We start from the raw sequence: 11,729 nt of genomic DNA, 5'->3' as shown, positions 1-11,729 counted from the left end.
CAGCCCCTGGGGTCGTGACTACCGGCGCCAGGCCGGAGTGTGCGCGGGCGCGTCGTACCAGTCGGTGATCGCGTCGTCGGCGAGGAGCAGGGTCAGGGAGAAGCCCCGCATGTCGAGCGCGGTGATGAAATGCCCCACGAGGCTGCGCCGCAGTTCGACGCCCCGGCGGTCCAGGAGGCGGCCGAGTTCCCGTGTCACGGCGTACAGCTCCAGGCCGGTCACCGAGCCCAGACCGTTGACGAGGGCGATCACCGCGTCACCGCGGCCGGGTGCCAGGGTGCCGAGGAGCGTGTCCGTCATCGTTTCCAGGAGGGCGTCCAGCGGCTCGTGGGCGACCGTGCGGTCCGCCCGTTCGCCGTGGATGCCGACGCCGAACTCCAGCCGACCGCCGGGGATGTCGAAGGCGGGGTTGCCGTCCGCCGGCGCGGTGTGCGCGGCGGAGGCGACGGCGAGGCTGCGGGAGCGGCCGGTGAGGGAGGTGCCGAGGTCGGCCAGGTCCGCCAGACCGGCCCCGGCGTCCGCGGCCGCGCCCAGGATCTTCTCGATCAGGACGGTGGCCCCGGTGCCGCGGCGGCCCACGGCGATGTCCTCGGACTCCGAGGCGATGTCGTCGTCGATCAGCACCCGGGCGACGGGGATGCCCTCGTCGGCCAGCCGCTCGGCGGCGATACCGAAGTTGATCTTGTCTCCGGTGTAGTTCTTCACCAGGTGCAGGACGCCGTCCCGGCGGGCGACCGCCCGCGAGGCGGCGAAGACCTGCCGGTTGTGGGGTGAGGTGAAGATCATTCCAGGGGTGGCGGCGTCCAGCATGCCGGCCCCGACGAAACCGATGTGCAGCGGTTCGTGCCCGGAACCGCCGCCCGACAGCAGCCCGACCCTCCGGTCCGGGGAACCGCGCAGGGCGCGGACGAATCCGCCCTCGGCGTCGTGCTCGACCAGATCCGGATGCGCCCGGGCGAAGCCCTCGAGCGCGTCGGACACCAGTGATTCGGGTGCTCTCGCGAAGTACGGGGCCATGGCGACTCCTGTGGTGATCACGGCCAGGATGTCCTGACGGTGCCTCCGACTCCCGCTGTCCGACCATCGTGCGGCGGCGGGGGGACCTCGGCAACTCGTGGCCGCGGGGGCCGCCGCCACCGGCCCCGGCGCCGCACCCCCTACCACACCGCACGGGCATCCGCCCGCCGGCCGACCCGGTACGGGCGGGGCCACTAGAGTGTCCGGTGCCAGTGGGCCGGCCGTGGCGGCCGGTCCGATCGCCGAGGACACGGGGGACAGAAGGTGCGCGTGGGGGCCCCGTTGTGAGATTCCTGCACACCTCCGACTGGCATCTCGGCCGGTCGTTCCACCGGGTGGGCCTGCTGGACGCCCAGGCCGCCTTCATCGACCACCTCGTCGGCACGGTCCGGGAGCAGCGGATCGACGCCGTCCTCGTCGCGGGCGACATCCACGACCGGGCCGTACCGCCGCTCGCCGCCGTCGAGTTGTACGACGACGCACTGCACCGGCTGGCCGCGCTCGGCGTCCCGGTGGTGATGATCTCCGGCAACCACGACTCCGCCCGGCGGCTCGGCGTCGGCGCCGGGCTGATGGAGCGGGCCGGGGTCCACCTCCGTACCGACCCCCGAGGCATCGGCACCCCCGTCCTGCTGACCGACGAGCACGGCGAGGTCGCCTGCTACGGACTGCCGTACCTCGAACCCGCCCTGGTCCGCGACCTGCTGGGCGCCGGGAAGGCCGGTCACGCCGCCGTCCTCGGCGCCGCCATGGACCGGGTGCGCGCCGACCTCGCCGCCCGCCCCGCCGGAACCCGGTCCGTCGTCCTCGCCCACGCGTTCGTCTCCGGCGGAGCGGCCAGCGACAGCGAGCGCGACATCACCGTCGGCGGTGTCGCGGCCGTCCCCGCCGGGGTGTTCGACGGCGTCGACTACGCCGCGCTCGGCCACCTCCACGGCTGCCAGACCATCACCGAGCGGGTCCGCTACTCCGGTTCCCCGCTCGCCTACTCCTTCTCCGAGACCGGTCACCGCAAGAGCATGTGGCTCGTCGACCTCGGAGCCGGCGGCCGCCTCACCGCCGAGCGGATCGACTGCCCCGTACCCCGCCCGCTCGCCCGGATCCGCGGCCGCCTCGGCGAACTCCTGGACGACCCCGGGCTGGAGGCGGCGGAGGACGCCTGGGTCGAGGCCACCCTCACCGATCCCGTCCGCCCCCCGGAGCCGATGGCCCGGCTCGGCCGGCGCTTCCCGCACCTCCTCACCCTCGTCTTCGAGCCCGACCGGGCCCCGGACGACCCCCGCGCCTCGTACGCCGAGCGGCTCGGCGGGCGCACCGACCAGCAGATCGCCGAGGACTTCATCGGCCACGTCCGCGGCGGCGGCCCGGACGAGCGCGAACGCGCCGTGCTCCGCGACGCCCTCGACACCGTCCGCGCCGGCGACACCCTCCGCGAGACCGCCCGATGAGGCTCCACCGGCTCCGCGTCAGCGCCTTCGGCCCCTTCGGCGCCACCCACGAGGTCGACTTCGACGAACTGTCCGCCGCCGGGCTCTTCCTGCTCCACGGGCCGACCGGAGCCGGCAAGACCTCCGTCCTCGACGCGGTCTGCTACGCCCTGTACGGCGGTGTGCCCGGCGCCCGCCAGACGAGTCTCCCGGCGCTGCGCAGCGACCACGCCGCACCGGACACCCCGACGGAGGTCCGGCTCGAACTGACCGCCGGGGGCCGCCGGCTGGAGATCACCCGCAGCCCCGAGCAGCTCCGGCCCAAGAAGCGCGGCACCGGCCACACCAAGGAGAAGGCCCGGACCCTGCTGCGCGAGCACGGACCGGACGGCTGGAAGGGGCTGAGCCGGTCCCACCAGGAGATCGGCGAGGAGATCCACCAGCTGCTGGGGATGAGCAAGGAACAGTTCTGCCAGGTCGTGCTGCTCCCGCAGGGCGACTTCGCCCGCTTCCTCCGCGCCGACGCCGAAGCGCGCGGCAAGCTGCTCGGACGCCTCTTCGACACCCGCCGCTTCGCCGCCGTCGAGGAACGCCTCGCCGAGCTGCGGCGTGCCGCCGAGCGCCAGGTCACCGCCGCGGACGAGCAACTGCTCGCCCTCGCCCACCGCATGGCCCAGGCCGCCGGGGAGGCCGCCGGCCCGGCGGACCACCCGCTGCCGGAGGCCGCCCCGGGACAGCCCGGCCTGGCCGCGGCCGTCCTGGAATGGGCCGCCATCGCCCGGACCCACGTCCGGGAGCGGCGGGAGATCGCCGCCTCGGCGGTCCGCGCGGCCGAGGCCGCCCACCGGGCCGCGGAGCGGGCCGGCGAGGCCGCCGCCGAACGCGCCCGGCTGCAACGGCGGCACGCGGACGCCCGGCGGCGCGCCTCGGCGCTGGAGGAGGCGGCGGCCGAGCGCGCCGAGGTGCGGGCCCGGCTCGACCGGGCGCGGGCGGCCGCACGGGTCGTCCCGGCACTGGAGCTCCGCGACGCGGCCGGGCGGGAGCACCGCACCGCGAGCGAGACGGAGCAGCGGCTGCGGCGGGCGCTGCCCCCCGGCCCGGCGGAGGCCGGCGCGGACCGGCTCGCCGCCCTCGAACGGGAACGCCGGGAGGAACTCGGCCGGCTCGACGCCGCACGGCGTGCCGAACACCGGGCCGGAGAGATCACCCGGGAACAGCGGGCGCTCGACCGGGAGGCCGAGGCCGACGACGAGGCCCTGGCCGAGACGGACGGCTGGCTCCGCGCCTGGGAGAGCACCCGGGACGCCCACCGGCAGCGGATCGACGTGGCGCGCGAGGCCCTCACCCGCGCCGAGACCCTGCGCGCCGAGACCGGACCGGCCGAACGCCGGCTCGACGCCGCCCGGCGCCGCGACGACCTCACCGGCCGGGCCGGGGCCGCCCGAGAACGCCTCCGGGAACTCCGCGACCGCGCCGGCGACGCCCGGCAGCGCTGGCTCGACCTCCGGGAACGCCGGCTGCTCGGCATCGCCGCCGAACTCGCGACCGGGCTGGCACCGGGGGAGGAGTGCGCGGTCTGCGGCTCCACCGAGCACCCCCGGCCCGCCCCGCGGACGGAGGACCACGTCGGCCGGGCCGAGGAGGAGACGGCGCACACCGCGTACCGCACGGCCGACGGCCTCCGGGAGGAAGCCGAACGGGAGCTGCGGTCCCTCACCGACGCGCTCGCCGCCGCCACCGCCGAGGCGGAGGGAGCCGCCACCGAAGGGCTCCGGGAGACCGTCGAACGGCTGCGCCGCGAACACGCCGGGGCCCGCGCCGAGGCCGCCGGCCTGCCCGCCGCCCGGGAAGCCTTCGAACAGGCGGAGCGGGAACGGGAACGCCGGCTGGCCGAGCAGCGGGACACCGAGCGGCGCGCCGCCGCCCGCGCCTCCCGGCGGGAGTCGCTCGCCGCCGAACTGGTCGGCCTGCAAGACGAATTGACGCGCGCGCGGGGAGACGCCGGGAATGTGGCCGAACGCGCCGCCGCCCTGGAGCGGGAGACCGCCGCACTGGCCGGGGCCGCCGAGGCCGCCCGTGCCGCCGAGAGCGCGGCGCACCGGCTGAAGGAGGCCGACGCGCGGCTCGCCGACGCCGCCTACGGGGCCGGCTTCGACACCCCGGCAGCGGCCGCCGCGGCCGCGCTCGGCGACGACCGCCGCCGGGAACTCCAGCACCGCCTGGACGCCTGGCAGGCCGAGACCGTCGCCGTCGCCGCCGAACTCGCCGACCCGGAGGTCGCCGAGGCCGCCGGCCTGCCGCCCGCCGACCCCGGTGCCGCCCGCGCCGCCCTGGAGGCCGCCACCGCGCGGCTGCGGGCCGCGTCCGCCGCTGAGGCCGAGGCGGAACGCCGCCGCACCGAACTGGACCGGCTCTCCGCACAGGCCCTCGACGGCGCGCGGCGGATCGCGCCGCTCCGCCGGGACTACGAGCGGATTGCACGGCTCGCCGGCCTGGCCGCGGGCACCTCCGCCGAGAACGTCCGCAGGATGCGCCTGGAGTCCTACGTCCTGGCCGCCCGGCTGGAGCAGGTCGCGGCGGCGGCGAGCCTCCGGCTCCAGCGGATGTCGGCCGGGCGCTACACCCTCGTCCACTCCGACGCCCGCGCCTCCGGCCGCGGCCGCTCCGGACTCGGGCTGCACGTCATCGACGCCTGGACGGGACGGGAACGCGACACCGCCACCCTCTCCGGCGGCGAGACCTTCTTCGCCTCCCTCGCCCTCGCCCTGGGGCTGGCCGACGTGGTCACCGACGAGGCCGGGGGCGCCCGTCTCGACACCCTCTTCATCGACGAGGGCTTCGGCAGCCTCGACGAGCAGACCCTCGACGAAGTGCTCGACGTGCTCGACTCCCTCCGGGAACGGGACCGCGCGGTCGGCATCGTCAGCCACGTCCCCGACCTGCGCCGGCGCGTGCCCGCCCAGCTGGAGGTCGTCAAGACCCGCACCGGCTCGGCGGTCCGCCACCACACCTTCGCCGCGGGCGGCTGACCCGCCGCACCCGCCGCGAGATCCGGCACGGCGCCTCGGCGCGGAGCGCCGCGGTGGTTCAGATCCGCCAGGAGCGGATGAGCTCGGCCGCGCCGTAGACCGTGGCGTCGGCCGACTGGAGGTCCTTGACCAGTTCGATCAGCGCGCCGTACGGCGGGTCGATGCCCTCGTGCGAGGCGTGCATGTACGCGACCGCGATACCGCAGGCGAACAGCGCGTTCCGCGACGGCAGCGGTTTCAGCTGGACGATGGTGTGGAGCAGGGCGGCGGCGCGCCAGGCCGCGTCGGCGTGCTCGCCGAGGCGGGGCGTGTTGACCCGGTGGCGAGCGACGGCCGCAGCGAGCGCGGAGTAGTCGTCGACGCCGGGATCGGTGGGCAGGATTTCGGTCTGGCGGGCCAGGAGCCAGCGGACGTCGATGAGGAGATCCACGCTCAGGCGGCTCCCCGCCGGGTGCCCCCGGCCCCCGCCGGAGCGTCCTCCGGGAAGGCCTCGTCGAAGGCGTCGGCGTTGTCCACGACGAAGGACCGGAAGATCTGGCTTGCCTCCGACATGGCGCGCCGCCGCGCCAGATCGTCGGTCACGGCCTCGCGCACCAGGGCCTTGAGCGTGACGCCTCTCTCCCGGGCGGCCTCGCGGAGCTCGGCGAGCTCCTCGTCGCTGAAGTCAATGTTGAGTGCGGGCATGCCGCCACGGTACTGCGCCGGTACCCCATTGCACAGAGCCACAGGTCAGGACGGTGCGGACCGGGTACCCGCGGCCCGGGCCAGGGCGTGGAACAGCCGCCCGGCGGCGCACGGCGCCGGAGCGGGGCGGACCCCGGGTGGTCACGCCGCCCGGGCGGCGTCCCGGCAACGGAAACCGGCGGGGGACGGAGCGGCCGGGCGCGGACGTCGCGGGGGCCCGGCCGCCCCCGGGCGCGCCCCCGGCCGCCGCGCGGCTCAGAGCCGGGCCAGCTCCTCCTCCAGGTCGTCCAGGCCCAGTGAGCCCAGCGAAAGGGCGGCCATGTGCCACCGCTTGAGGTCGAAGGCGTCCCCCTGCGCCGTGCGGGCCGCCTCCCGGCCGCGCAGCCAGGCGCGCTCGCCGAGCTTGTAGCCGATGGCCTGGCCGGGCATCCCCAGGTAGCGGATCAGCTCGCTCTCCACGAAGTCCGCCGGGCGCCCGGAGTGCCGCCCGAAGAACTCCTCGGCCAGCTCCGGCGTCCAGCGCTCGCCCGGGTGGAAGGGGGAGTCCGCGGGGATCCTGAGCTCCAGGTGCATCCCGATGTCGATGATCACGCGCACGGCGCGCATCATCTGCGCGTCCAGATAGCCGATGCGGCGCTCCGCGTCGGTGAGGAAGCCCAGCTCGTCCATGAGCCGCTCCGCGTAGAGCGCCCAGCCCTCCGCGTTGGCGCTCACCATGCCGGCGGACGCCTGGTAGCGGGAGAGCCGGTCGGCCACGTGGGTCCACTGAGCGAGCTGCAGATGGTGGCCGGGCACGCCCTCGTGGTACCAGGTGGAGACCAGGTCGTAGACCGGGTAGCGGTCCTCGGCCGTGGCCGGGAGCCAGGTCATCCCGGGCCGGGAGAAGTCGGCCGAGGGCTGGGTGTAGTAGGGGGCCGCGGCGCTGCCGGCCGGGGCGATCCGGGACTCCACCTGCTTCACCCGCTCCGCGAGGTCGAAGTGGGTGCCGTCCAGCGCCTCGATGGCCTCGTCCATCAGCTCCTGGAGCCAGTTCCGGGCGGCGTCCACGCCGTCCAGATGGTGCCCGTGCTCGTCGAGGTGGGCGACGGCCTTCCACGGGTCGTCCGCGGTGCCGGGCAGGATCTTCTCCGCCTCGGTGCGCATCTCGCCGAGCAGCCGGTGGAACTCCGACCAGCCGTAGGCGTACGCCTCGTCCAGGTCGAGGTCGGTGCCGTTGTAGGAGCGGACCCAGCGGGCGTACCGTTCGCGGCCGACGATGTCCGGGGCGCCCTCGACGGCCGGCGCGTAGTGGTCGCGCAGCCAGTCGCGCAGATCCTCGAAGGCGGCGGTGGCGTGGGCCGCCGCCGAGTCCAGCTCGCTGCGCAGCTCCGCGGGGCCGTCCGCGGCGAACGCGGCGAACCAGCTGCGGTCGGTGCCCACCCAGGTGTCGAGTTGTCCGATGACGGTGGTCACCTGGCGGGGCCCGGCCGGCAGCTGCCGCTTCAGGCCCTCGGCCAGCGCGGCACGGTAGCCGTCCAGGCAGGCGGGGACGGCCCGCAGGCGCTCGGCGATCCGCGACCAGTCCTCGGTGGTCTCGTTCGGCGTGACGGTGAAGATCGCACGGACGGCCTGCGGCGGCGAGAAGAGGTTGTTGAGGTTGCGCAGGCCCTCGCCCGCGTCGTGGACGGCCAGTTCGGCGGTGAGCCGCTCCCGGAGCAGCCGCGCGCAGCGGCGCTCGGCCTCGTCGTCCGCGCCCGGCCGGGCCTCCGCCTCGGCCAGCCGCTCCAGGGTGGTGCGCGCCAGGGCGGCGACGGCCTCCTGGCCGGCGGGGGAGAAGTCCGGCAGACGGGAGTGGCTCTCGGTGACACCGAGATAGGTGCCCGCGAGGGGGTCCAGTTCGACGAGGGCGTCGACGTAGGAGTCGGCGATCCGGCGGGGCAGCGGGCTGCTGGTGGTATCGGACATGCGGCCATCCTCGTATGGCGGCGGCCGTCCCGTCACCACCATCCGGACGTGTGATCCTGTTCTACGGCGTCCGATATCCGATACGACAACTTCGGTAGGCGGTGTCCGGAGGGCTTGTATCCGGCCTCCGGCGCACTGCCCGCACCCGCCCCCGGGCCGTCCGGCCCCGCGTCAGCCGGGAGGCAGCAGCGGCCCGCACTCCCACTGCTGGAACACCAGCCGGGTCTCGACACGGGCCACTTCCCGGCGGGAGGTGAACTCGTCCAGCACCAGCCGCTGAAGATCCGCCGTGTCCGCCACCGCGACATGGACCAGGTAGTCGTCCGGCCCGGTCAGATGGAACAGCGCCCGCGACTCCGGCAGCGCCCGCACCCGTTCGACGAACGGCCCGATCAGCTCCCGGCGGTGCGGACGCACCTGGACGAGCAGCAGCGCCTCCAGACCCCGGCCCAGCTTCGCCGGGTCCAGCCGCAGCGCGTTGCCGAGGATCACACCGCTGCGGCGCAGCCGCGCCACCCGGTCCAGGCAGGTGGAGGGGGCCACGCCCACCTCGGCCGCGAGGTCCCGGTACGTGGTCCGGGCATCGTTCTGCAGCAGCCGCAGAATATGGAGATCCACCGGATCCAGAACCACCGAATCGGACATCGGCCGAACGTAGCACGGCACCTGGCCGCACCAGCCCGGTGGGTGTTCAGTATGCGAGCCATGGAGACACCCTCCGGGCCCACCCCGCCCGTCCACCGGTCCCTGTCCACCGAGGCCGTCCACGCCGGCCGCGAAGACCTCGCGGAACTCGGTCTGCACGCGCCGCCGCTCGACCTGTCCACCACCTACCCCTCGTACGACAGCCGGGCCGAGGCCGCCCGGATCGACGACTTCGCCACCACCGGCGCCCGCCCCGAGGGCCCGCCGGTCTACGCCCGCCTGGACAACCCGACCACGGCCCGCTTCGAGACGGCCCTCGCCCGGCTGGAGGGCACCGAGAGCGCCGTCGCCTTCGCCAGCGGCATGGCCGCGCTGACCGCCTGCCTCATGGTGCGGAACAGCATGGGCCTGCGCCATGTCGTCGCCGTCCGCCCGCTGTACGGATGCAGCGACCACCTGCTGACCGCCGGGCTCCTCGGCAACGAGGTCACCTGGGTCGACCCGGCCGGCATCGCCGACGCGATCCGCCCGGACACCGGTCTCGTCCTGGTCGAGACCCCCGCCAACCCCACCCTCGCCGAACTCGACCTGGCGGCGGTCGCCCACTCCTGCGGAGCGGTGCCGCTGCTCGCGGACAACACCTTCGCCACGCCCGTGCTCCAGCGGCCCGCCGAGCAGGGCGCGCGGATCGTCCTGCACAGCGCCACCAAGTACCTGGGCGGGCACGGCGACGTGCTCGGGGGTGTCGTGGCCTGCGACGAGGAGTTCGCCCGGAAGCTGCGGCAGGTGCGCTTCGCCACCGGCGGGGTGCTCCATCCGCTGGCCGGATACCTGCTGCTGCGCGGCCTGTCCACGCTGCCGGTACGGGTCCGCGCGGCGTCGGCCACGGCCGCGGAGCTGGCCAGGCGGCTGGCGGACGACCCGCGCGTGACACGGGTCCGCTACCCGAAACTGGGCGGCGCGATGGTGGCGTTCGAGACCGCGGGCGACCCGCACGAGGTGATCGCCGGGGTCCGGCTGATCACCCCGGCGGTCAGCCTCGGCAGTGTGGACACCCTCATCCAGCACCCCGCGTCGATCAGCCACCGCATCGTCGACGCGGACGACCGGCACGCATCGGGCGTGAGCGACCGGCTGCTGCGGATGTCCGTCGGCCTGGAGGACGCCGACGACCTCTGGGCCGACCTCGACCAGGCCCTCGACCGCGCGATGCGGGCCGGGAGCCGGGTTTCCGGCGCCGCCGGCGCGGCCGGCTGACGCCGAAGGACGAAAGCGGGGCGCCGCCGGGTAACCGCGGCGCCCCTGCTCTGCCCGGTGCGGTGCGGTCAGTGCGTCGCCGGCGTGTACGGGCCGTGCGGCGGGCGGCTGTCCGGAGCCTGCGGGCGGGCCGGGGTCCTCCCGGTCCGGGCGAGGCGGGCGGTGATGACGAGCGTGCCCTCCTCGATCTGGTAGTCGAGCGGGAGGCCGAGGCCGCGCATGGCGGCGACCATGCCGGTGTTGCCGGACTGGGTGACGGCGTAGACGCTCTCGCAGCCGGCCTCGCCCGCCAGGGCCACCAGCCGCCGCAGCAGTTCGCCGCCGATGCCCCGGCGCTGCCAGGCGTCCTCGACGAGCAGCGCCACCTCGGTCTCGTCCCCGTCCCACATCAGGTGGCCGAGCGCGACCAGCCGGCCGGAGGCCGTCTGTACGGCCAGGGTGCGGCCGAAGCGCGGGCTGAGCAGGTGGGCCAGATAGCGGTCGGCGTCCTTGACGGGGCCGTGGTACCGCTTCCGCAGGGTCTCCGGGGAGCAGCGCTCGTGCATGTCGCGGGCGGCCGGGATGTCGGTGGTGTCCGCCCGGCGGACGGTGATCTCGCTGCCGCCCGGCAGCGTCCACACGTCCCGGCCGCGCGGCATCCGCGGGCCGAGCCGCGCGTCGAGCCCGACGAGCGCGCGGGCGCGGGCGAACTCGGTCGGGGTGAACGCCAGATACGGGCGCTCGATGCCGATCGTGCCGCCCGAGGGGTCGCGCAGCCGCATGACGGTCCCCTCCAGGACGCCCTCGGGCGGCACCTCACCTTCGGCCCCGCCGGACTGCGGGGATCCGGCGAGCGCCTGCCGCGGCTGCGAGCGGATGGTGCAGCGGCCGAGCAACTCCCGTAGCGCCAGAGGGAGTTCGGCGGAATCCAGAGCGGTGCGGGTGGCGAGGTTCAGCACCCGGGTGGGGGTGTCGACGAGGTCGTGGGCGTCGGCGCGCTCCGTCCAGATGTCACGGCCGCCGGCCCCGGAGATCACCCGGCCGAGGTCCGCGGGGGCCAGCTCCGCGGGCGCGCGGAGCAGGAACTCGTCGACGGTGCCCTCGGAGAGCGGGTGCGTCTGCAGGGCGAGGATGTCCACCCCGCGGCGGGCCAGCGCCGTGCACAGGGCGGCGAGGCTCCCCGGGGTGTCCCGCACCGTCGTCCGCACCCGCCACAGGGTGGCGGCCTGCACGGCCGTGCCGTCGCCGCCCTCCGAGCCCTCGCCGGGGCCGGTGGCGGCCCCGCTCCCCGCGCCGGCCGGAGCACCGGCGGCCGCGGCCCCCGGGGGCGAGTGACCGTGGCGGTGGGACCACCAACTGTGGAAGGCGGCCGTGGCGGCGAGGGCCACCGCCGAGGCGACGAGCAGCACCGGGCCGTCCGGGCCGTGGACGATCAGTTTCGCGATCGAGTCGGCGACCGCGACGGCGGTGAAGAGCGCGGCCAGTTCGACGAGGTCCCGCCGCCAGTGATGGAGGCGGCGGGCGGGCTTCGCGGGTGTCACATCGGTCATGGACCCACCGTGACCCATCGCTGTTGCGTGATCACGAACGTACTGTGACCGCCTGGTTAAGCAGGCTTCCGGGGTCTGTACGCGGATTGCGGGGAAAGCGGTTAACGGGATGATGTGCGCCATTCGGCGAAGACAACGCGCCGGCTCGCCGCGTGCGGCGTCCCCCGCGGCCCCCGCGGCGTCCCGGCACACCGCTC

General features: G+C 75.5%; 9 protein-coding genes. 3 read left to right on the top strand and 6 right to left on the bottom strand.

Going from position 1 to position 11,729, the window contains the following annotated elements; all coding sequences use genetic code 11:
• Nucleotides 1-18 precede the first annotated feature (18 nt).
• Nucleotides 19-1,017: a dihydroxyacetone kinase subunit DhaK gene (locus LIX60_RS00935; protein WP_227962561.1), complete on the bottom strand. Its 999-nt coding sequence runs from the start codon at nucleotides 1,015-1,017 to the stop codon at nucleotides 19-21.
• A 284-nt stretch (nucleotides 1,018-1,301) separates the two neighbouring features.
• Between LIX60_RS00935 and LIX60_RS00930 the strand changes: the two genes are divergently transcribed.
• Together LIX60_RS00930 and LIX60_RS00925 are read left to right on the top strand one after the other, a co-directional pair.
• Nucleotides 1,302-2,465, top strand: coding sequence for an exonuclease SbcCD subunit D (locus tag LIX60_RS00930; protein WP_227956744.1), 1,164 nt, complete (start codon nucleotides 1,302-1,304; stop codon nucleotides 2,463-2,465).
• The gene (locus tag LIX60_RS00925; protein ID WP_227956743.1) at nucleotides 2,462-5,473 is read left to right on the top strand and encodes an AAA family ATPase; all 3,012 of its coding nucleotides are present in this window, start codon (nucleotides 2,462-2,464) and stop codon (nucleotides 5,471-5,473) included. Before LIX60_RS00930 ends, LIX60_RS00925 begins: the two co-directional genes overlap by 4 nt.
• A 58-nt stretch (nucleotides 5,474-5,531) precedes the next feature.
• Here LIX60_RS00925 and LIX60_RS00920 read toward each other — a convergent pair whose 3' ends face one another.
• From LIX60_RS00920 to LIX60_RS00905, 4 genes are all read right to left on the bottom strand, one after another.
• Nucleotides 5,532-5,903 (bottom strand): hypothetical protein, encoded by a 372-nt coding sequence (locus LIX60_RS00920; protein ID WP_019708304.1) that lies wholly within the window; start codon nucleotides 5,901-5,903, stop codon nucleotides 5,532-5,534.
• A 2-nt stretch (nucleotides 5,904-5,905) separates the two neighbouring features.
• Nucleotides 5,906-6,157, bottom strand: coding sequence for a CopG family transcriptional regulator (locus LIX60_RS00915; RefSeq protein WP_043462674.1), 252 nt, complete (start codon nucleotides 6,155-6,157; stop codon nucleotides 5,906-5,908).
• Nucleotides 6,158-6,412: 255 nt separating this feature from the next.
• Complete coding sequence (locus tag LIX60_RS00910) at nucleotides 6,413-8,101, bottom strand: DUF885 domain-containing protein (protein ID WP_227956742.1); 1,689 nt, start codon at nucleotides 8,099-8,101, stop codon at nucleotides 6,413-6,415.
• 171 nt (nucleotides 8,102-8,272) lie between these two features.
• Nucleotides 8,273-8,746: an Lrp/AsnC family transcriptional regulator gene (locus LIX60_RS00905; protein WP_043462671.1), complete on the bottom strand. Its 474-nt coding sequence runs from the start codon at nucleotides 8,744-8,746 to the stop codon at nucleotides 8,273-8,275.
• Between the two features lie 60 nt (nucleotides 8,747-8,806).
• Between LIX60_RS00905 and LIX60_RS00900 the strand changes: the two genes are divergently transcribed.
• Nucleotides 8,807-10,003, top strand: coding sequence for a PLP-dependent aspartate aminotransferase family protein (locus LIX60_RS00900; RefSeq protein ID WP_227956741.1), 1,197 nt, complete (start codon nucleotides 8,807-8,809; stop codon nucleotides 10,001-10,003).
• A gap of 68 nt (nucleotides 10,004-10,071) precedes the next feature.
• On the opposite strand, the gene LIX60_RS00895 is transcribed toward LIX60_RS00900, so the two are convergent.
• A complete protein-coding gene (locus tag LIX60_RS00895; protein WP_227956740.1) occupies nucleotides 10,072-11,532 on the bottom strand; it encodes a GNAT family N-acetyltransferase in 1,461 nt (486 codons plus the stop codon).
• Nucleotides 11,533-11,729 lie beyond the last annotated feature (197 nt).

This window comes from Streptomyces sp. S07_1.15, assembly GCF_020739505.1.
Lineage (GTDB): Bacteria > Actinomycetota > Actinomycetes > Streptomycetales > Streptomycetaceae > Streptomyces > Streptomyces xinghaiensis.
Note: the sequence above shows the minus strand (reverse complement) of the source record. Positions and strands in the feature narration are given on the sequence as shown.